Origin of the sequence: Vibrio sagamiensis NBRC 104589, assembly GCF_007990935.1 — a bacterium.
GTDB lineage: Bacteria > Pseudomonadota > Gammaproteobacteria > Enterobacterales > Vibrionaceae > Vibrio > Vibrio sagamiensis.
This window is the reverse complement of sequence record NZ_BJXJ01000005.1, coordinates 90394-112773: the sequence shown is the minus strand read 5'-3', so window position 1 is coordinate 112773 and position 22380 is coordinate 90394. Positions and strand designations below refer to the sequence as shown.

Genomic DNA, 22380 nt, shown 5'->3' with positions numbered 1-22380 from the left:
ACAAGATAATCATTAATTTAGTTTAGATTTACAATACACCAAAATGGCCATTGCCATTTCCTGTGAAGTAATCAATTGATTCAAGGGATCTTGTTCAGAGACGAAACCTCTTCTCTGAAGATCCTCATTTAGACTCTGATACAGAACTCCCAAATTATGTCTAGTGCCTTCATCTAAACTCAGAACTGAGTTTATCACACACTGTCGCATTTGTGCTGGAGAAGCTTGTTTAATCAGTTGCTCTTCTTGTTCAGTTAATCGCGTTGTGTCGGCGATAGCACCTGTAGAAGCGAAAAGAAGAGAAGCCAGCAACGTTGTTATCATTTTCATAGTTAAAACCTTATTATATTGTAGGTTAGAATTGAGAAGATAAACAATTAAACTATTGATTTTAATAAATTTAACTTCAAATCGAGGATAACTAGAAATAGCAAAGTGACACAATCAAACTCTTCAGTTTAATGCAAAAACTGTGATTTATAACACGGCGTAAAGTAACCTCAAAGTTTGTAAATAAACTAGGGTGTGATGTGAGCAACTTAAATAGATTGAATTGAGTTATTTAAAAACGTCGATGGCAGCATTTATCAGCAAAGACGACAAAATACTCACTTTCTTTATCCAAAATTATATGGCGGCTCAACATCACGACACACTACAATTAATGAATGCTGGCAAAAAGCTATAATATTAATCGGAAATATTGAGTTACTGGGATTCTAGTCTCAACTCAAGCTGCTCAACTTTTTCATTAAGCTCTCTAATTGACTCCAATAAAATAGGGATCATTCCTTTATAATCTAGCAGTTTATTTCCTGTCTCTATGTCTGTAAAAACAAGGGCTGGGTATACTTCTTCTACTTGTTGAGCAAGGAAGCCAGCTTCAAACTGCTCCTGATCAACATAACGATACTGATAGGACTCAATTTTAAGCATTTCATCCAAAGATGTCGTCAAAGGAGTAATATCCTCTTTGATGTGAATATCACTGAATCGTAAGAAAAGATGCTCTGGAGCAGTTCTCGATAAGTAATGAGATTCACTTTCTACATTGAAATATGTAATCGGCCCTGGTGACCAATAAGATCTGTCTTGTTTGTGAACACGAAAAAGATAGGAAGTATCATCACCTCTTAATGCAGGGCTGGGAGAGCTTCCTGTAGGGCACTGTATAACAACATCTAAATAATCATCTTCACTAATGTCGACAAATTTTAAATAACTTTGTCTATCTTCAGAAAATGCCTTTTTTAATGGTGCTTGATAAGTAACCTCATTAGGCAAAAATTCTGAAAAATTCAGATAATCGCTTGTACAGAGAATATTAAAAGACTGTGAGTTAGCACACCATGGTGTAAGAAACGTGGCAAGCATAATGTAAGTTTTGCGCATAATTAACCCTCAATTGATATAAATTACAAATGTAATATCTCTTTTAGATTAAAGTTTTTAAAGCCTTTTAAGGCCATATTATATCATTTGTTATCTAGCTCAAAAGTCAAACAATAATTATTAATAAATAGGTTAATTTCTCCGGTTGAATTTAGAGTATATACTCAAAAATAGTAAAAATTAACAAAATACCTTAAAAAAACTTATTTACTCAATATGTAAAAATTAAATGCATCTTTATAAATAATGATTAACATTCACACAAAAAGATATCTAAGCTGTCACATATTACAGTGAAATTGTAATTATTAACCTCTTAATTACCTAACTTCTAGCAATATAGTAAATCCATGATATATATATTTAAATATACTATATAGGATTCTATTTCATTATGGTGATGTTAAAAATAGATAATTTACCTTTGACATTTCAACCTCAAAAAAGATAATAGCTGCCCCAAAGTTGTTATAATAATTGGACTAAATACAAGTATGCTATCGTGTTTACTACTTGTGCTTAATAGTGTGCTTTTTCTGTTTATCTGTTTGCATCTATTTAAGCAAGAAAGCGTTTTAGAGTTTAAGAAAGACGATTTTTCATTGTGGATAAATGATAAAAAATTACTCAGTTTTCGTAAAGGCAGCAGTAATTTAAGGCTAATTACTTACTTGTTTGAGAACGTTGATAGAGATATTCCAGCGGAAGAACTAGAACAAAACGTATTCTTAAATAACAGTATTACCACAAGCAAAGTTATGCGTAATACCGGCATCCCCTCTCAAGTACTCGAACAACACTTTGAGATAAAGAGAGAATCAATAAAGCTGATAAAAAAGCGGACACCACTAGAGTAGCGATGTCCGCAACGCAACTGCGTTCTTTAAACGGCTAGGTGACGTTACCTGATAACATCAACAATATTTTCTAATAAATAACGTGAAAAATTTGTGATCAATATCACTCAAAAGCTATCTGAGAACAAGTCATCAATAATCACCGTGAATATAAACACTTTTAGAGTTTAGATAATGAATAAAAGACGATTAATTATACTACTATGCCTTTCTTTTTCTGGTTGGCTATTCTCAAGCGCCATGCTTTACAACTACATGTCTGAACAACAGCAACACTTAGAAAGTATCAGTACTGAAAATGCCTACAATATCGTCATACAAGCACTAAGAAAAAAGCGTACACAACAAGAAATTGTTCAAACTATGCAATATTGGTTTGAAAATGAGTGGACAGCTCAAACAGGTTCTGTAACGACCTTATGTGAGTATGGCAGAGACAAACTAAGAAGAATTCTGACAGAAGAAGGAGTGACCACCGTATGTCGACTGCACATATAAATACATACCTGCTCAGATCATTAATTATACTATTGAGTCTCTCAGGTTGGATAACGGGTACTTTTTTATATTACTCCATGAACGAGCAAGGTAAATATATTGCTCAGATGAAACAAATCAACGCCACTCATATATTGACGCATTCATTTCAAAACCTAAATTCGTTTGACGAAGTGAAATCACTGATAAATAAGTGGCAAAAACAAAACTGGAGCGCCCAAACAGGTTCATTAAATACAATATGCACCAATCGCCCTCAACGACTTATTGAAACCTGTAAATTGATTAATCAACAAAACTTTGAGCAACTTTGCCAATAACGACCTTATTTTATTCTTTATAGGTCATTATTGGTCAAAAATAACGTTCAGCCAATAAGTCATTCCTTGAACTAAAAAATAGAATAATAACTCTAATACTTTTAAAGATTTCATTTCGATGGTGTTCTAAATAATACTTCAGTAAACTTAGAGCCTTAGCTTAATTGCACATTTCAGATTAGTACTATCTTAGTATAATTTATTGTGATTTAGTTCACTTAAATGTATCACTATTGTCCCTTCAGAAAACGGAGTATTCAACCAAAAGCGAACAGCAATGATAATCAATTGCAATAATGCTGAAGTTTATTTATTCTTTCATTATTTAAAGGAATAAATTCAAAAATATGGACAGTATTTCATTTTTAGACGACCTTTTTCGCCATTCGCAGCAAATAAACCCTCACCTTTCAGGTGAAATGAAAGTAGCTTCAAATGATGCCTCACTTTGGCCTTCGATTGATATACAAACGCCTAATTCACAATCAATCCGTGACCTTTATGAAAGTTTACAACACCAGCATCCAGAAGCAGGCTCTGCTTATTGGTTGACGAGAACTTGGAGTTTACTTTGTTGGCAGCCAATTTATCTTGCTTGTATATCTGTGTATTGTTGTAATGGATTACCCAAATTATCTTATATCAAGCAGAAAGTTCAGCCCTGCTTTATCGGTGGCTATCAATTTGAGCATCATCACCATTATATTGGAGATCAGCAAGAATTAATCACTTATGCGGGCCAAGAGTTACAGACACTGTTCAGTCACTTTCGTAAAGAGATCAACCAGTGGACTCGTATACGTCCAGGTTTCACTCATTACCTGTTCGCCGACGGAATCTTAAGTTGTTTAGTCAAGCTCCAAGAACAGGTACCCGCACTTACAGATAGCCCACTTATTGAGCAGGCTAAACTCTGGATAACAGCGTGTAATTTACCAGAAAAATTAATCGACAACTTAAAATACAACCAGCAAACCAAACAGATGACCTTTGTCAGAACAAGCTGTTGTTTCGTTTATAAACGCCACGACCGCGAGTTTTGTCAGAACTGTCCAAGACACATAAATAACAAACGTTAGGACTATTCGCGAATGGACTCTTGCCTTTTTTGACTAAATGAAAAAGCCGTAAGAAAAATCCACACAGAAAAGACGATACACAAGTAAATTGGATAAAGAGGATTAAGTGTTGCACTAAACGCAAGTAACGAGGCGAAACCATATCCGATTGTATGAGACATCGATACGTAGCCAGCAACAGCACCCGGAGAATCACTCAATTTTTCTGTCGCTGCGGAAGTATAAGCTGGCACCAGTAACGACGCCCCTATTGCAGCCATTCCCATTGCAAAACCAAAACCCCAAATACTTGGAATTAAAAATAACAAAAAACCAATCAGCAAAGCAATTGAGCCATAACGATACATGGCAGTAGTCGACAGTTTTTTCTTCTTAATCACCAAAACTTGAGCTGAAAATGTTAATCCCGCACTGATGGTTAACAATATACCAATCGCATCACTTATCTGTTCTGTTGACCAACGCGTAACAGAAAAAATTAGTGGCGAAAAACTGTATTGCAAAAGAGCAATAGCAGCACAAAGCAATAAACCACTAAGCAAGAAAGGCTGTAATGTCTTCGGAGGGCACCATGGAAGAGGTTTTTTTTGTTGGTTTGGGATTATTTCAGACGTTGGTGATGGTAAAATTAAAGCTCCCAATAGAGCAATGAATGGCAGAGCAATCATGAGAAATAGAGGTGCAAACGGAGAAAACTTTAACATTAAAATCGATAATAAAGGCCCAGCCAACCGCCCTGTACTTAAACCAATACTTACCGTTGTTATTGCCTGTAAACGTTCATTTTTTCCGTACAATATCATTGCCCAATGCTGGCTAGCTGGCACCATTCCAGCTACAGTACAACCATAGATAATTCTGGCTAACAGAAGCCCTAATAGCGACACCATCGCCCACTCTTCACGATAAGTACTGAGAAAAGTAAAAAGACATAATAAAGTAAAACTCACTGCCATACCCAGTAAAGCTTGGATCACTACTTTTTTCGGGCCAAATTTATCGCTATATCGCCCCCAAAAAGGTGCTGATGGCAAAAAAAGAAAACTACCAATGGCAATTAGAATGGACCACGTGGATAAGTCAAATGCTGACTTTTCGACTAAGAATGGCAGTGAGACGAGTAAACCATTCTGACCGATCCCCATCAGAGCAGCGGCAAGGCCAATCAAAATTAATTGAGACTTATTGTTCATTGTTTTGGACATCATTTTTCATCTTAATACGAGAAATAAGGTATTCATTATTAATTAGCCACAATTAGTGACAAATTTTAGGCTTAGATAAATTCTTAATGATAGAATTAAATATAAGAGTAACAAAAATCATTATCATTTACATTTGCTTGTATTTACATTATCCTCTTTTACACATTTACTCAACTGATGATTAGAATATGTACCAATTGGTCGATGCATCATTTGTCATTGATGCTAAAACGATTCTTGCTCCAACGAATCTGACCTTTAAAGCGGGTAAAGTGACCACTTTACTCGGACATAATGGATGCGGAAAATCTACATTGATTAAGCTATTGAGCAGACAAAACCGCTGTTCCAGTGGTGATATTACTTTTAATCAAAAGGCTCTTTCCTCCTTTAGTCATTTAGAATTTGCTCATCAGGTTGCTTATCTGCCACAACATCCACCTCTTACTGATGGAGTCACGGTTCGTGAATTAGTTTGTTTTGGTCGTTACCCGTGGAAGGGAGCCTTCGGTCGTTACAGTAAACAAGATTATGCCATCGTAGACCAAGCCATTGAGAGAGTTGGACTCAATCGATTTTCTCATCGGTTTGTAGCAACACTTTCTGGTGGTGAAAGACAAAGAGCTTGGGTTGCAATGTTACTCGCCCAAGAAAGCCAATGTATTTTACTTGATGAACCCACTTCGGCGCTTGACGTTGCCCACCAGCACGAGCTGCTAAGCTTGATTCGAGAACTCAATCAGTCAATCGGGTTAACTGTAATTATGGTTCTTCACGATATTAATATGGCCGCCAAATTCAGTGATCAATTGGTTGCCTTGCATTCAGGAAAAGTCATTGCATCAGGTAAACCTCAAGAGTTGATGACACCCGCAATTTTACAAAAGATTTACGGAATGGAACTCGCTCTATTTACACATCCACAAACGGGTCACCCCATTAGCTACATAGCTTAAAGTTCAAAAGGTATTGATTGTGAAAAAAAGTCTTATTGCATTTTTCATCCTATTGGCCTGTACTTTCAACAGCTTCGCTCTAAAAATCCAACATGAAATGGGCACTGCTACTTTTAAAAATACACCCAAAAAAGTACTCGTTCTCGATTGGGCATTAGCAGAAACCGTTTTAAGTTTGGGCATTGAACTACAAGGTGTTGCGGACGCAAAAGGCTACCAACAATGGGTTGTTAAGCCACATTTAGGCGCTAACGTCATCGATTTAGGCTCTCGTCGTGAGCCTAACCTTGAACTGCTTGCCGAGACAAACCCTGATGTTATTCTGATGAGCCAGCACATGGCAGCGGCTTTTAAACCTTTGAGCAAAATAGCCCCTGTGCTGGTTTATAGTCTTTACAACGACAAAAAGCGCCCCTTAGACACAGCAATAGAGATCACTCGCTCCCTGGGTGTCTTGTTCAATAAAGAGCAACAAGCTCAAAAATTAATTGAGCAAACAAGGCTGAAATTAAAACAAAATGGAGAACAAATACGTTCTGTCAATGTTACTAACTCGCCTCTTTTATTTGTACGTTTTGTGAATGATAAAACGCTACGCATTCACGGTCAGGGCTCTTTAGTTGATGCTACCATCACATCGATGGGGTTAAGCAATGATTGGCAAGATGAGACTAATTTATGGGGATTTACCACCGTTGGAACTGAAAAAGTTGCGGAGCATCAGCAGGCTATCGTCACACTATTTGGTCCACTCACTCAACAACAACGTGACAGACTTTCACTCTCACCACTTTGGCAAGCTATGGCTTTCACACGAACAAAGTCAGTCCATGAACTGCCTGCAATATGGACATTTGGTGGATTACTTACCGCACAACGCTTGAGTGATCACCTTACACAACAATTGACAAAAAAATAATGAATACCCGCACTGTTTACATACCTGCTTCATCAAAACAATGGCCATTGAAAGCCCTTGCTTTAACTCTTCTTTTTATTTTAAGTTTAGGTGGATTACTGCACCTTACTGCACCTTATTCGCAAGGCATTGATTTACTCTGGCAGACTGTGTTTCATTTTGACCCTGAGAATTACCAGCATCTGATAACACAATTAACTTATCTACCTCGCCTTTCTATGGCGCTAATGTGTGGATTTGCCCTAGCCGTGTCGGGCTGTGTGATGCAATTTGTCTTACGTAACCCTATCGCCTCTCCAACCACATTGGGGGTCGCTTCAGGTGCAGAGCTTGGAATAGTGATAGGTATTTTGATGGTTCCGATTCAATTTGCTGTTCCTTCCTTTGTCACCGCTTTTATCGGTGGCTGCCTAGCAACTGGATTAGTTTTTATCCTCAGTTCAACACGAGGTTATTCACCATTACATATGGTACTTTCAGGCATGGTTGTCAGTTTATTTTTAGGCTCTATCACCACCATGCTCTTAATGATAAATGATCAAAAACTTAGTAGCATTTTTGTTTGGGGAGCGGGAGTTTTAAATCAAAATGGCTGGACTGGCGCTCAAACCCTACTCCCTCTCATCGTCATTCCTACGTCGTTATTGTTACTGTTTCAACGTCCTCTATCCGCTTTACAATTTGGTGATAATGTCGCCTTGTCGCTAGGAATAAATATAAAACATATCAAACTACTGTGTTTGTCACTGGCTATTTTTATCAGTGCGGCGGTGGTTAGCGAAGTTGGCCTTATTGGGTTTGTCGGTATTGTCGCGCCTGCTATTGCGAAAATAATGGGAATAAGACCACTCGGAAAACAGATTATTGCTAGTGGTTTGATTGGTAGTGGCCTCCTCTTAATGGTCGATCTCGTTATTCAGCCTTTTTCAGGCATTGGGGGGGAACTCTTACCCACTGGTGCTATGACAGCTCTGATTGGCGCGCCTTTTCTATTATGGTTACTACACAAAACGCCATTACAAGCAGAATTTAAAGCCCGCAATGAACCAACCACTGGTTATCAGTCTCACGCTCCAAGAGGTACGTTAATAGCACTGCTGCTAAGCCTCGTTTTGGTGTGTTTTTTGGCACTCGTTATTGGCAAAAACCAGACAGGCTGGAGCTTCATTTTAAGCCAAAAATTATTTGAGCTACGAGCGCCACGGGTATTTGTAGCACTATTTGCTGGAATAGGATTGGCCTTTGCTGGCAGCTTGATCCAACGTATCTCCAATAATCCTATGGCCAGTCCTGAAGTCTTAGGGATAAGCTCTGGCGCGGCATTAGCTTTAGTCTTAGGGACGACCCTTGCTGGCGTAGTTCAGAGAGAACAACAAATGTTGCTTGGTACTTTGGGCGCACTCTTAGTCACCGCACTCGTGTGGTTACTGGGCAGGAAAAGTCAATTTTCGCCGACTCAAACATTACTAATTGGTATTGCTTTGAGTGCCGGGCTTGATGCATTGCTTAGGATTGCAATGAGCTCTGGTCATGATAACGCCACCGCCCTATTGACTTGGTTATCCGGTTCGACTTACCTGGCAGATTACAACGACGTTTTGCTATTACTGGGGGGAGTATCAATATTAGGAATGACTGCGTTATTACTGCATCGATGGGCAGATCTCATCGGCCTAGGTGACACTATGGCTTACAGTATTGGCGTAAATACCGCTGCGGTTCGCTTAATATTATTATTGCTTGTCGCCTTGCTCACTACACTGTGTACCATTGTTATAGGCCCGTTAAGTTTTATCGGCTTACTCGCACCACATATGGCACGTTCTCTCCATCAATATCGAGCCTTACCACAGATGCTAACGGCAGCTTTACTCGGTGCCATCATTATGGTTTTGGCAGACTGGGCAGGCAGAGTGGTTTGGTTTCCATGGCAGTTCCCTGCAGGCTTATTGGCTTCACTCATTGGTGGAAGCTACTTCCTTTACCTGATGAGGCATTAATTTTCTATACTCATTTTTTTTGCGATTAAAAAACCACATTCATTTTGATGATAAAGTACAATAAAAACATGCACTTTAAGTAATAAAGCTATTGAATATGTTAATGATAATGATTACTATTGTCATGTTTATTACTATCATCAACTGAATTAGAGTTATTATAATGAATCGTACCAACGATAGGCTTAACCACGAGAAAACAAGCCATCAAGTTCCTTCTAGGGATCCTGCCCTTGCTTGTTTTCTTAATTCCCTAGCCCGAGAAAATCAATCTATACAAATTGAAGCGCGCGATGATGCTTACTTTTTCCAACTTCCTTTATTTGATCGAGGCACAATAGAAATTTGCCTATGCTATTATTCAGAGCTTGGAGGGCATGACTATTACTTACCTGCACGTCTGATCACAGAAGATAATGTGACTCTTCTTTCCGCTCAGCAAATCATTGAACATGTTGCTTCAGATCCCCTATTTGTCGGACATATTAGTGATGAGCAAAAGGACATTTTCGTCAAACGGGTACTTGAAAGCCATTACAATACCACTCAAGCTATTGAATATTCTCCATATCAAACGCAATTATTTACTGATGAACTCGATTTCAAAACGGCAGAACAAGGGTTATTAATTGGCCACTCATTCCACCCTGCACCGAAAAGTCGTGAACAATTTACAGCGCAAGACGCTAAATTTTATTCCCCAGAACTCGGTGGCCAATTTCAGTTGCACTGGTTAGAGGTTAGTCAGCAATTGCTTGCCACCGGCAGCTCTGCAGGCGTCCCATTTGCTCAGAGAATAAAACAACTGGTTATCCATGATTCAACATTAAAACAGGCACTCGATAATGCAGCTCTTGATGGAAAAACATTATTACCTGTTCATCCATGGCAATGGCAAGTAATGCAAGACAATCCATCGATTGAGCATTACATTAATTCAAGAGAAATTGTGAGCCTTGGTCAAATTGGTACGATATGGTACCCGACCTCTTCTACTCGCTCTCTGTATGCACCAACGTTGCCCTACATGTTGAAGTTTTCCTTAAGTGTTAAGTTAACAAATTCTATTCGTAACCTTTCATTAAAAGAAGTAGTGAGGGGGACTCGCTTAAATGATCTCTTCCAACAACAAAAGCTAGCTAATGAACTTGGCGATGGCTTCGGGTTTCAACTGATGCAAGAGCCAGCTTACATGGGGTTAAAAGACCAAAACAATCAAATCATAGATGCGAGTCTTGTGGCATTTAGAGACAATCCTTTAGCAGAAAAACCTCAGCAAGAAGCCGTCGTTTTAGCGACGTTAACGCAACAAAACCCATACGAAAAATCCAGTTTAGTCGCACACAGAATTCGTCACTACGCTAAAGAAAATAACCTTTCCGATATTGACGCAGCTCAACGCTGGTTTGACGCTTACTGTACTCACGCGGTTGTTCCTCTTTTCCATTTACAAGCAAACTTCGGGATTGTATTTCTCGCCCACCAGCAAAATATTGTCATGCAGCTAGAACAAGGCTTTCCTGTGGGTATGTACTACAGAGATTGCCAAGGAACGGGCTATACCGATCTTGCTTTCCAATTATTTAGCCACGAATTAGGTGATGATAAACAAGCGCTAGAAAACTACTGGAATTTTGATAAGGTGAAACGATATTTTGCTTACTACCTCATCATTAACTCAACATTCAATGTTATCTCTGCCATATCCAGTAGTCTGAGTATCACTGAATCACAATTAATTAGGCAGCTTCACGCCAAACTCAACGCGTTACTTAACTCGGGAGTCAAGGATGATCGTTGTTTGAGGTATGTACTTTCAAGTGATGCTTTATGTTGTAAAGGTAATTTCTACTGTTATTTAGCCAACTTTAACGAGAACTCCATTCCTGACCCAGCGGTAATCTACTTTGATTTACCCAATCCACTTATCAATATTAAGGAGATCGCTCATGGATAATTACAAAACCTTAATTTTTGATGGTAAAAACAGTATTTCATTTACGGTACAACTAGGTGATTTTGACCACCCTACAATATGGCAAACCTGCTTTGAAGAACTTGACCTGCTTTTTGAACAGCAACCACAACTTGAGGCACTCAATATACAAAATACTGATCATGCTCTTGTGGAATGTTTAACTTCTCGCTTACCGATCGCTGGAGTCAAACTGAACCGTTACGCCTTTTATCAAATGCCTCTTTTTTGGCATAAGCATAAGGTATCGACTCAATTCCCAAAGTATTTAGTTCAGTCCGACAGCCGCTACCGACATCACCCTTTACGACCGCCAATGCCTCAAGGGTGCGTCTATAAACGCTTCGATAGTAAAGTTCAAGCGGAAGTCAGTTTCAGACTTATCGATACAGAAAAAGATTTGACCATATTTACTCGCTGGATGAACGATCCAAGGGTCGCTGAGTTTTGGGAGCAAGCTTGGAGTGAAGACCAACTGTTAGCATTCCTTTTAGAACGCTTAGCTGATGATCATATTATTCCTCTGATTGGTGAGTTTAACGGCCAACCTTTTGGCTATATTGAAGTTTACTGGGTGGCAGAGGACAGACTCAGCCCATATTTTGACGTTCAAGATTTTGACCGTGGGATTCACCTTTTAGTTGGCGAGCAAACATTCCGAGGTCCGGATTATTTCAACGCTTGGATCAAAGCCATTAGTCACTACATCTTTATTGATGATGTACGAACCCAACGCATTGTTTTAGAGCCAAGATCGGACAACCAACGATTATTCAATCGGATTCTACCGATGGGTTTTGAAAAGCAATTTGAATTTAATTTCCCTCACAAACGTTCAGCTTTGTTAATGCAAAACCGTGATCGCTTTTTTAAGGAGCAATGGTAATGGAACAAAACGCAATTCAAAAATATTGGGAGGTTGCCAACCACAAACTCGCGGCCAAAATCATCAGTGAATTTGCTTATGAACAAGCCTTTGTTTTACAGCCGAGCAATGACGGTTATGTTCTAAAACTCAATGACAAAACCGAATACACTTTTCAAGGCACGAGGAATATTTGGGGGCAAGTGATGATTAAGCCGCGAAGTATCACTCGATACTCTTCGGTAGAATCTCAAGCTTCTATCTCAGCAGCATTATTAATGCGTGATTTGCAGCCATTGCTTAATATGTCAGACAACGCATTCGCTGAACATTTAGAAGATCTTAATGCCACGCTTCTGAGTGATTGCAAATTAATGCAAAAAAAAGAGTCCATGACTGCGCGTGATTTGGCCTTCTTATCATGTGAACAACAGCAGACCTATTTTGATGGCCATCCAAAATTTGCATTCAACAAAGGGCGACGTGGCTGGGGAAGTGATGATCTTAAAAAGTATGCGCCTGAATCAGCCCAGACTTTTCAACTTATTTGGGTTGCTGTTCATCGTTCCATTTTAAAACAAGCGACCACATCAAATTTGCAATGGCAGGATTTACTCGCACAATCTGTTTATGAATGTGAACTTACTAAAATGAATCAAATTTTGGCCTCATTCAATGTTGAACGCGACGACTACACAATTGTCCCTGTACACCCTTGGCAATGGAAGCAAAAACTATCGATGCTTTTTATCCGAGAATTGGCAGAAAAGCACATTATCTATCTAGGTGAATTTGGTGACCAGTTCCTAGCTCAACTTTCTTTACGTACATTGAGCAACATAACTAGGCCAAATAGCTACGACATCAAATTACCGCTTACTATTATGAACACCTCTTGTTACCGAGGTATTCCCGGACGATATATTCTTGCTGGGCCAACTGCATCAGATTGGATTGATTCCGTTTTTAAATCTGATGAGCTTTTAATTAGTAAAGGAGCACAGGTTCTTCAAGAGCCAGCTGCCGCTTTTGCTATCCAAGCCGATTATGAGCATCTAGAAGGTGCGCCTTATCGTTATCATGAATTACTAGGTGTAATCTGGCGTGAATCGACCACTTCAAAGCTCAAACCCGGTGAGGATGCTATCTTAATGGCAGCTTTAATGGAGAGTGATCATCATGACAACTCACTCATAGCAGAGTACATCAAACATTCTGGTCTCTCGATTCAGGCTTGGTTAACCAAGCTGTTTGATGCCGTGGTGATACCTTATTACCATTTACTCTGTAAATATGGCGTATCATTGATTGCTCATGGGCAAAATGTCACTCTAGTGATGGAAAACTCCTGTCCCAAACGAATTCTTCTTAAGGATTTTCAAGGTGACATGCGTTTGGTCGAGGGCGATTATCCAGAACAGTCCTTACTAGCAGAAAATGTCAAACAAGTCACCGTTCGCTTACCAGAAAATCTCATTATCCACGATTTACAAACGGGTCATTTTGTCACAACACTTCGCTTTATTTCCCCCCTTGTTGCTCAATTAGGCTTCTCAGAAGTGGAATTCTACGCCTTACTTGGAGAAAGAATCAAAGCCTACATGCACGCTAACCCTGATTATCAGCATCGATTCAAACAGTTTGATCTTTTCAAGCCCAAAATCTTACGGATTGGGCTCAATCTTGCAAAATTCCGTCACAGTACAGATGCAAGTGCAACTAGGATGCTCCCAGACATGGACAACATGTTAGAAAACCCATTGGTGACAGCAATGCAAAAGAGGCGTTAATCGTCCATAAAAACTCACCATTTAAACGATAAAGCTCTGTATTAAGTCAATCGTTGTTATTTAGATTACAGCTCAATTAGGCTAAAACCCAAGAAAAGGATTGCTCTCATGACACACACAAACAACATCAAACTCGATTTAGCGGGAATTGGTGCTGGCCCATTCAACCTAAGTATCGCCGCTTTACTCGCTGATCAACCTCAACTTCGATCTCGCTTCTTTGAGAGCAGGGACACCTTTGTTTGGCACCCAGGCCTACTGCTTGATAACACCAATATGCAAACTATGTTCCTGAAAGACTTAGTCAGTGCGGTTCACCCGGAAAGCCCTTATTCCTTCTTGTCTTATCTGGTCAAAAACAAGAAGTTTTATCGTTTTCTTTCTGCAGAATTACAATGCATTAGCCGTCATGAATTTTCTGATTACTTAGCTTGGACAGCACACCAGCTTGATAATGTGCAATTTTCCTCTTCTGTCGAAGAAGTAGAATATACCGGTGAACACTTTAATCTTCATACCAATCAAGGTGTTTACCAAGCAAAAAACCTATGTATTGGTACAGGCAAAGTACCCTTTGTCCCAGAATGTGCAAAACCATACCTAGGCACACAGCTTTTCCATGCAGCTAAAATTGGCCTAACAGAGCAAGACTTCACTGGTAAACGAGTTATAATCGTTGGCGGAGGGCAAAGCGGTGCAGATATCTTCATCAATGCATTACAACATAAGTGGGGCAAACCTAAATCGCTTGATTGGTTATCACGTCGCGCTAATTATCAACCTCTCGATGAAGCTTCTTTCACCAACGAATTCTTTGCACCAGATTATGTTGATGCGTTTGTAAACTTATCTCCCCAAGTCAAACATCAAGAAATTGCGAATCAAAAGCTAACATCCGATGGCATTACCCAAAAAGCACTTCTGAGTATTTATCAAGAGCTATATCACCGCTTTGATGTATTAAAAGAAGATAAATGGGTACGTTTACTGCCTCATCGAACCTTAACGCAAGTACGTAAAGATGCTCAAGGTTTTACACTCTCTGCCAACAATGCTCTTGGGCAAAACTTAGAGACCTTGCAAGCCGATATCGTCATTTTAGCAACGGGCTTTGAAGCTCCTACTCCAGCCTGCTTACGCTCCATTTTGCCTCTCTTAGACATGGACGAGCAAAATCGCTACCAAATGACTCCTGAATTCGAACTGAAATGGGAAGGACAAAGCAACAACAAGATCTTTGCAGTCAATGCAGGAATGCATAGTCATGGTATCGCTGAGCCTCAACTCAGCTTAATGGCATGGCGAAGCGCTCGAATCATCAATAGTTTGGCTGAAAAACAGCTGTTTGATACCGATTCTGGACGCGGCATGATCGAGTGGCTCAGTCCCAATCCTTGTCAAACGCACGTGACAGTGTAACGCGCTTTATGACTTTATACATGAACGCTAACCATTCCATAACTTGTAGCGGTCTAATTTTAAAAATTTAAACTTTACCAGTTTTTGACCTCAGGTCTGATTTATCCAGTCAAGGCTTGAGGGACTTTAAAGGCTACCTTGATTAAAACGGGCCGAATCGCCCTAATCATAATGATGACAGAGAATATTATGAACATGAAAAAAGGATATTTTAAGCTTTCTACCCTTACCCTTGCACTACTTTCCACCAGTAATGCGTTCAACGCTTTTGCTCAAGAAGTACAAGAAGAAAAAATGGTCGTCGTTTCAAGCCATCTACCTAAAGCCCTAAGTGATATTTCTGGTACCGTTTGGTACGTAGATTCCGAGCTGATTGAGCAAGAATATCGAGGTGGTAAAAACCTAGACGAGATCTTAGCAACCGCGGTTCCCTCTCTCGATGTTGCAAGTGGTGGCCGTACACATTCAGGACAAAACCTTCGTGGCCGAAGCATGATGGTTATGATAGATGGCGTCTCTCTCCAATCAGTTCGATCCATTAGCAGACAATTGGATTCTATTGATCCATTTAATATTGAAAGGATCGAAGTTCTTTCCGGTGCAACATCGCTTTATGGCGCAGGCGCATCTGGTGGCGTGATTAATATCATCACTAAAAAAGGAACCGACAGCGGCAGAGAGTTTGAAAGCTTTGTAGGTGGAACCTCCGGTTTCAGTTCCAATCAAGATCTCGATTACAAACTGGCCCAATCCGTTGCATTCGGTAATGAAAAAGCTCAAGGGAGAGTGGCTGTCGCTTATACTAAAAATCAGGGTTATTATGACACTCATGGCGACATTATCACACCAGACATCACCCAAGGCTCGACTCAATTTAACGAAACCGTTGATTTGATGACCAACGCACAAGTCAACCTAACGGCAGGACAGCAACTTAACATACTGACCCAGTATTACGAAAGCCAGCAAGACTCGCCTTATGGCCTCTACTTCGAAAAAGATGACGAAGGAAAATTTCAGTTCGTCGATGTTCGTAAAGGCTACTCTTCGCCCAGGCAGCAAGGTACTCAACGCTTTATGTTGAGCACAACTTATAGCAATGACGACTTTTTTAATTATCAATTGATGTCAGAGCTTTCTTTTAGAACTGAAGACCATACTTTTAGCCCATATACAAGCTCAGGCAAAAACAACTTAAAAACCAGTTCATCTAATCAAGTCTCAGACATTTTGGCCTTTAAACTGGCTTTAAATCGTTCATTTAATGATTTAAGCCTAACTTTCGGAATCGACAGTTATTTAGACGAGTTTGAAAGTAATAATGCCATTTATGATCAATCAACTACTGAATCAAGTGGCGGCCTTATCCATGTCATTGATCATATGGAAGGAAGGTACCCAGGTGTCGAAACCAGGGCTTTAGCGTCATTCATACAATCTGAATATTCGATATCTGATCGCTGGTCTGTACAGGCAGGGGTTCGTTATCAATATATTCATACCACCATTTCTGATTTCCAAAAAAGTACCAACTCAGACTTTGTTCCAGGTGGTAGCACCGATTACAGCGAGCTCTTGTTCAACCTAGGAACCATGTATGACCTCACCCCTGACTCACAGCTGTGGGCAAACTTCTCACAAGGGTTCGATCTACCTAATGCAGCAAAATACTATGGTAAAGATGCAAATAGTCGGGTTTCAAATTCTAAGCTTGAAGGCATTACTACCGACAGTTATGAAATAGGATATCGAACTAACATTGATGACCTAGAGTTTCAGTCCGCGGCTTATTATTCTTATACAGATGCAACAATTTTATATACCGATGAGTTCACCATTAAAGGGCTTTCCAAACCGAAAAGAGTATATGGCATTGAGGCCCAAGCAAAATATTGGGCAACGGACAACCTTCTGATCGGTGCTTCTGGTAATTACGTCAGGACCCAAGAAAAAGGCGACCATGGTTGGGATGACTTTAAAGCTATGGAGGCAAGCACTTCCAAAACCAATACTTGGATAGGATGGTATGATCACGACTATAGCCTAAAGCTACAAAGCCAAACAATGTTTGATTATGAAGACGCCTCGGATAGGAAGCTGAATGGCTACACTGTTGTTGATTTAATAGGTAACTATCAACTTCCTATCGGCAATCTTGGGTTTGGTATCCAAAATGTGCTGAACGAGGATTACTCAACCATTTGGAGTCAAAGAGCAAAATATTGGTATGGTAACTCTGCGATGTTTGACTACAAAGGTCGTGGACGTACATTTACTTTAAATTACCAAGTTAAGTTTTAAGCTTTAAACCACACAAGACACCATAGGCATAAGCTGTGGCCAAGTGCCTATGGTGTTAAGTCCAGTAAGATTATCAATAACCATTGATATTAATCTATTTCCTTTACACCTTAACATCCCCCACCTTCACACAATCATTAAATTCATATAAAATAAAACTATCCATAATAAGCTACAACACAAACAAGACTCTTATAAATCGTGCTTATAAAAAATACCATAACGTCATTTCTTTGCTTGCTATCTATCACCTTCATATCCAAGTTGATAGCGCTATCAAGCTTTCCTCAACTCCCTATTGAGCTCCTTTCCGCTGATGGAATAAAAGCGGTCATGTTTGGCCTTCGTCTAGATGCTACGGCAGCAGCACTTTTAACTGCTCCTATCTTTCTGAGCTTAATAGTGACGAGCCTATTTAGAAAAGAGCCTGCTTTCTTGATTCGTATTCTGCTCAGCCTTGGTACGATTTGGGTTGTTGGAAGCACTTTTTCTGACTGTATTTATGCCAAAGATGCCACTAAGCACGTTACCTTTGAGCTGTTTAACGCACAAGGAATGGAGTGGGAGCTGATAACAACCGCTTTCACCAGCTATTGGGGCACCATTATCGTTGGTTTTGGCTGGTTGGTACTTTGCCTATGGGTGATTTGGAAGTATTTACCCCTAGCGACAAGAACGCCTAGTCGTTTATTTAGCAACGGGGTGTTTGCCCTCGTTTGGCTGCTTCTTACTGTCAGCCTCATCCGTGGTGGATGGCACGATGCCCCTCAAACCCCAATGAGTGCTTATAAAGCCGGTAGCCCAGAAAAGGCATTCATCGCGTGGAACGTGCCATATAGCATTGGCTATTACCTCGGTAAAGGGAGTTCTAAAGCAATAAAGAAAGTAACGAAAAACGCCAGTAAAGCACAACTTGATGCACTCACTCACGCCCAAAAAATGGCACAACCACAGCAGCTTAATGAGTTAAAATCAGCCAATATTGTTGTTGTGCTATTAGAAAGCTGGCCAGCCTTTGATATGCAAAGTTATGCGGGTGTCGCGAATGCCACGCCTTTCTTTGATCAGTTAAGAAAGCGCACGTTGACGACTCACTCCACCTATGCCGATGCTTATCGCACCGTTCAGGGCACTTTTTCTACTTTCTGCTCTTACCCAAATCCAATCAATGGCTTCATGGCGAATAGTCAGTTGCAAAACGCTTCTTATGCTTGCCTGCCGCATATACTGGCGAAAAAAGGGTGGCAAACGACCTTTGTTCAAGGCAGTGGTAAAGGGGCTGTTGGAGCATTCGCACAAACTGTCGGCTTTAAGCAATCTTTTGGCAAACATGATTACAAATTTGAAGGCTTTAAGAACGAATGGGGCTTCATGGATGACGATATCTACCGTTTTGCTCTCGATCAGATCGATCAATTAAGCCAATCTACTCAGCCGTTTCTTCTTACGATCAATACCGGAACAACCCACGGCTCGATTCTCCCTGATGAGGTGGGCTATGTATTCGGCCGTGAAAATCAAATTAACGAGCGTCGCAGTGTCGTGAAACATGCCGATGATGCGTTGCAACGCTTTATTACTAAGCTCGATGCTAAATTGGCTCAGCTTGATAAGCCAACTATGGTCGTTTTACTGGCCGATCACACCGCTAAAACGGTGACTGGTGGGTTTGTTAAAAATGCCATCCCCATGCTGATGTACGCGAGCGATCAATCCATAGCCCCAGAGAATAGGCCTATTGCTTCTTCTCAAAGAGACGTTGCCCCAACGGTCATGGATTGGCTAGGTGGTTATGTGCCTTGGTTTACGGGTCACTCGCTGATGGATCACCACTACCCAGGACGCTCTAGCTTTTCTTTTGGTAATGGTTTTTTCTGGATGACGAAAGATCATGGTATTGCGATTAACAGCTCGACAGGCGAACTCAGTTTATGTTTTGAGATTGGGGACAACGTAGTCAGCAAGAAAACGGTCGATTGTGAGCAACAACCTTGGAGCCAAGCCCTATTTAAAGAAGGCAGTTATTACAACGCCATTTCACAACAGCTTTTGTTCGAAGGCAAAACGCAGCAATACCGCCATCAAGTGAGCGAGCCTTAGAGCGAATACCGCGGCCCCGCAGCTCTCTCTCTTCTTCTATCAACGTCACCATAGGCAAGGCGCTTCGGCCATGCCTATGGTGGCGCATTTTATTAAGATTCGCTTTGTTCAGCGATTTGCATCTTGCCTTTAATCACCGTAACTGCTGAGCCGATTAACTTTGTCCTACCGTTGGGCAGTAGTTCCGTGTCGACATACCCTCCTCGCTGGGAAGCTTGAAAACCTTTCAATTGGGTTTTGGCTAGTTTTTCTGACCAATAAACCGTTAAAGCACAATGAGCAGAGCCTGTGACCGGATCTTCATTCACCCCCACCCAAGGCGCAAAGTATCGAGACACAAAGTCTAAATGTGGATCAGACGAAATTGCAGTAATAAGAACGCCACGACCAGGCAGTTGCTTTAATCTATCAAAATTGGGCTGCAGGTTAAGTAGAGTCTGCTCACTGGCTAATTCAATCAGTACTTTTTCATCAAAATGGCCGAACGAGATGATCTCTTCTTGAGTCAGCGTGAGATGTTCTAACAAAGCGGCAGGGCTCGGCTCAGAAAACTCAATGCTAGGCGATGGGAAATCAAGTTCAATCGTCGATTCATTAATCAGTGCAGTCAGCGTGCCTGACAAGGTTGAAAAACTCACCTTATCACCTGCCTTTACTTGCCCTTTCTCTCTTAATACATGAGCTACAGCAAGGGTGCCATGACCACATAAGTTGACTTCGGCTTCAGGCGTAAACCACTTTAAGTTCATATCTGAAAGGGACAAAAAAGCCGTTTCGGATACCGCCATTTCACCCGCAATCGCCAGCATTAACGGTCGGCTAAGCTGCTCTTGCGTGATACAAACCCCAGCAGGGTTGCCTTTAAATACTTGTTGAGTAAATGAATCAACTTGATAAATCTCTAATTCCATACGATATCTTTCCTGATTGATAAATCATCGCAAACAGAGGTTCAAACTAACACAGGTGGTTGGAAACTCACAATGGAGTGTATATTAGAAGCGTCTGGAGGATTAAGTTCAGCAGAAACAAAAAACTCATCATTGCTGCTGATGCATCAGAATGCTGACGACTCAAACTGTTCGTCAGCAATCAATGTAGCCAAAGCAGCCTGTTTTTACTATGAGTTAAAACGAGAAAAGCGTTAATCTTCGTCTTCTTCTACAAGCGCTTCTTCTACACTTTTGAACTCTTCTAGTGCTGCGGTAAGCAGCTCAACAATCTCACTTGCGATGACTGCTGGTGGCTGAAGGTTTTCCGTATCTTCCAGTGAATCGTCTTTCAACCACGTGATATCGAGATTCGTCTTATCTCTAGCAATGATCTCGTCATAACTGTATTCACGCCAGCGACCATCTGGGCCTGGACCACCCTCTGCTTCCTGAACTTCTGCCCAAGTTGCAACTCGTGCTTTTTGGTCATCCGCTTTATAAAGTTCAATAAACTCTTTGAAGTCGTTCCATGCAAGCTTATTAGTTTTCAGAGTCTTATGAACATTAGTTCGGTAGTCATAAACCCATACGCTTTTCGTCCACGCTTCTTTTGAAGCTGGCTTAGCATCGAAGAACAGTACGTTTGCTTTCACGCCTTGAGCGTAAAAGATACCAGTTGGTAGACGTAAGATAGTGTGCAGGTTAAAACGAGTAAGCAGCTCCTTACGAATAGTTTCACCAGCACCGCCTTCAAACAACACGTTGTCTGGCAGTACCACAGCGGCTTTGCCAGAGTCTTTTCCGTCGACTCTTAACATATTGCCGATATGTTGGACAAAGTTAAGTTGTTTGTTCGAGGTTTCTGCCCAAAAATCTTCACGAGTATAAGTCAGCTTTTCTTTCTCTAACTTGCCAGTTGAGTCATTGATAATAGTTACTGAGCTCTTTTTCCCAAAAGGAGGGTTAGCTAGAACCATATCAACTTTGTTAGATCCAACCTCTTTCGCCAATGCATCTGATGTAGAGATCGGGCACTCTTCAGCTCCAATACCATGGAGATACAGGTTCATGGCACATAAACGAGCCACCGAATCTGAGATGTCATTACCGCTTATTGCTTCATTTTTTAAAAAACGGTTCTCTTTTTTAGTCAGTGCTTTAGGTGTTCTTTCACCTGTTTCTCTATCAATATCAAAAGCAACATAGTCATGCGCGACTGTTAAAAATCCACCGGTACCACAGGCAGGATCAGCAATCTTCTGCATTGGCTTCGGTTGCATTACATCGACGATTGCTTCAATGATTGGGCGCGGAGTAAAGTATTGACCTGCACCTTTCTTTTCGCTTTCAGCACCTTTTTGTAGCAAGCCTTCATAGATCTCGCCTTTGACATCAATACTCAACGATGACCATGACTCTTTGTTAATCATTGATATCAGGCGCTCTAGTTTCGCTGGGTCTTGAATTTTATTCTGGGCTTTTCGGAAGATCATGCCCAGTGTACCCTTTAGGCTACCTAAGCTTTCCAGTGTATGGCGATACTCCATCTCTAGGTCTGAGCCGTCTAGATCAATAAGCTTGGCCCAACGCTCAGCAGCTAAGCTTTCTCTCTCTTTACCGCCTTCTGCTCGCTCAGAAGACATTTTTAAGAAGATCAGATAGGTTAGCTGTTCTACATAATCGCCATACCCAACACCTTCATCACGTAAAACATGAGCATAGTTCCATACGCGGTTTACAATTTCACTTGTAGTTACATTGTTCATTATTTA

At 40.6% G+C, this 22380-nt stretch carries 19 protein-coding genes; 14 read left to right on the top strand and 5 right to left on the bottom strand.

All coding sequences use genetic code 11. From position 1 onward, the window contains the following. Positions 1–12: 12 nt before the first annotated feature. Both VSA01S_RS03950 and VSA01S_RS03945 read right to left on the bottom strand, forming a co-directional pair. Positions 13–330 carry a hypothetical protein gene (locus tag VSA01S_RS03950; RefSeq protein WP_039980461.1) on the bottom strand — a complete coding sequence of 106 codons (318 nt, stop codon included), beginning with the start codon at positions 328–330 and terminating at the stop codon, positions 13–15. A 378-nt stretch (positions 331–708) separates the two neighbouring features. Beyond that, on the bottom strand, positions 709–1392 hold the full coding sequence (locus VSA01S_RS03945; protein WP_050567298.1) for a tail fiber domain-containing protein: 684 nt from the start codon (positions 1390–1392) through the stop codon (positions 709–711). 494 nt (positions 1393–1886) lie between these two features. Between VSA01S_RS03945 and VSA01S_RS03940 the strand changes: the two genes are divergently transcribed. From VSA01S_RS03940 to VSA01S_RS03925, 4 genes are all read left to right on the top strand, one after another. Continuing rightward, positions 1887–2249, top strand: coding sequence for a hypothetical protein (locus VSA01S_RS03940; protein WP_039980462.1), 363 nt, complete (start codon positions 1887–1889; stop codon positions 2247–2249). 174 nt (positions 2250–2423) lie between these two features. Further along, positions 2424–2747, top strand: coding sequence for a hypothetical protein (locus VSA01S_RS03935; protein WP_039980463.1), 324 nt, complete (start codon positions 2424–2426; stop codon positions 2745–2747). Continuing rightward, on the top strand, positions 2729–3067 hold the full coding sequence (locus tag VSA01S_RS03930) for a hypothetical protein (RefSeq protein ID WP_039980464.1): 339 nt from the start codon (positions 2729–2731) through the stop codon (positions 3065–3067). Before VSA01S_RS03935 ends, VSA01S_RS03930 begins: the two co-directional genes overlap by 19 nt. 347 nt (positions 3068–3414) lie before the next feature. Next, a complete protein-coding gene (locus tag VSA01S_RS03925) occupies positions 3415–4146 on the top strand; it encodes a siderophore ferric iron reductase (protein ID WP_039980465.1) in 732 nt (243 codons plus the stop codon). A gap of 2 nt (positions 4147–4148) precedes the next feature. On the opposite strand, the gene VSA01S_RS03920 is transcribed toward VSA01S_RS03925, so the two are convergent. Continuing rightward, the gene (locus VSA01S_RS03920; RefSeq protein ID WP_039980513.1) at positions 4149–5351 is read right to left on the bottom strand and encodes an MFS transporter; all 1203 of its coding nucleotides are present in this window, start codon (positions 5349–5351) and stop codon (positions 4149–4151) included. 188 nt (positions 5352–5539) lie between these two features. Here VSA01S_RS03920 and VSA01S_RS03915 point away from each other — a divergent pair, with 188 nt between their 5' ends. From VSA01S_RS03915 to VSA01S_RS03875, 9 genes are all read left to right on the top strand, one after another. Further along, positions 5540–6307 (top strand): ABC transporter ATP-binding protein, encoded by a 768-nt coding sequence (locus tag VSA01S_RS03915; RefSeq protein ID WP_039980466.1) that lies wholly within the window; start codon positions 5540–5542, stop codon positions 6305–6307. Between the two features lie 19 nt (positions 6308–6326). Next, positions 6327–7226 carry an iron-siderophore ABC transporter substrate-binding protein gene (locus tag VSA01S_RS03910; RefSeq protein ID WP_039980468.1) on the top strand — a complete coding sequence of 300 codons (900 nt, stop codon included), beginning with the start codon at positions 6327–6329 and terminating at the stop codon, positions 7224–7226. Beyond that, positions 7226–9226, top strand: a complete 2001-nt coding sequence (gene fhuB / locus VSA01S_RS03905) for a Fe(3+)-hydroxamate ABC transporter permease FhuB (RefSeq protein ID WP_039980469.1) — start codon at positions 7226–7228, stop codon at positions 9224–9226. The genes VSA01S_RS03910 and fhuB overlap by 1 nt, the downstream gene beginning before the upstream one ends. Positions 9227–9389: 163 nt before the next feature. After that, positions 9390–11183 (top strand): IucA/IucC family protein, encoded by a 1794-nt coding sequence (locus VSA01S_RS03900; protein WP_039980470.1) that lies wholly within the window; start codon positions 9390–9392, stop codon positions 11181–11183. Next, positions 11176–12087 (top strand): GNAT family N-acetyltransferase, encoded by a 912-nt coding sequence (locus VSA01S_RS03895; RefSeq protein WP_039980472.1) that lies wholly within the window; start codon positions 11176–11178, stop codon positions 12085–12087. The genes VSA01S_RS03900 and VSA01S_RS03895 overlap by 8 nt, the downstream gene beginning before the upstream one ends. After that, positions 12087–13856: an IucA/IucC family protein gene (locus VSA01S_RS03890; RefSeq protein ID WP_039980473.1), complete on the top strand. Its 1770-nt coding sequence runs from the start codon at positions 12087–12089 to the stop codon at positions 13854–13856. The genes VSA01S_RS03895 and VSA01S_RS03890 overlap by 1 nt, the downstream gene beginning before the upstream one ends. 108 nt (positions 13857–13964) lie before the next feature. Continuing rightward, positions 13965–15275, top strand: coding sequence for a lysine N(6)-hydroxylase/L-ornithine N(5)-oxygenase family protein (locus VSA01S_RS03885; protein WP_039980474.1), 1311 nt, complete (start codon positions 13965–13967; stop codon positions 15273–15275). Between the two features lie 189 nt (positions 15276–15464). Beyond that, the gene (locus VSA01S_RS03880; RefSeq protein ID WP_039980475.1) at positions 15465–17576 is read left to right on the top strand and encodes a TonB-dependent receptor; all 2112 of its coding nucleotides are present in this window, start codon (positions 15465–15467) and stop codon (positions 17574–17576) included. Positions 17577–17909: 333 nt separating this feature from the next. Continuing rightward, positions 17910–19676 carry an LTA synthase family protein gene (locus VSA01S_RS03875; protein ID WP_227739614.1) on the top strand — a complete coding sequence of 589 codons (1767 nt, stop codon included), beginning with the start codon at positions 17910–17912 and terminating at the stop codon, positions 19674–19676. Between the two features lie 92 nt (positions 19677–19768). On the opposite strand, the gene VSA01S_RS03870 is transcribed toward VSA01S_RS03875, so the two are convergent. After that, entirely contained in the window at positions 19769–20587 is an 819-nt protein-coding gene (locus VSA01S_RS03870; RefSeq protein WP_039980476.1) for a PhzF family phenazine biosynthesis protein, read from the bottom strand. A 72-nt stretch (positions 20588–20659) separates the two neighbouring features. On the opposite strand from VSA01S_RS03870, the gene VSA01S_RS19930 reads away from it, so the two are divergent. After that, the gene (locus VSA01S_RS19930; protein ID WP_158000764.1) at positions 20660–20824 is read left to right on the top strand and encodes a hypothetical protein; all 165 of its coding nucleotides are present in this window, start codon (positions 20660–20662) and stop codon (positions 20822–20824) included. Here VSA01S_RS19930 and VSA01S_RS03865 read toward each other — a convergent pair. Then, entirely contained in the window at positions 20821–22374 is a 1554-nt protein-coding gene (locus VSA01S_RS03865) for a class I SAM-dependent DNA methyltransferase (protein WP_039980477.1), read from the bottom strand. The two genes, VSA01S_RS19930 and VSA01S_RS03865, sit on opposite strands and share 4 nt — an antisense overlap. Positions 22375–22380: the final 6 nt, after the last annotated feature.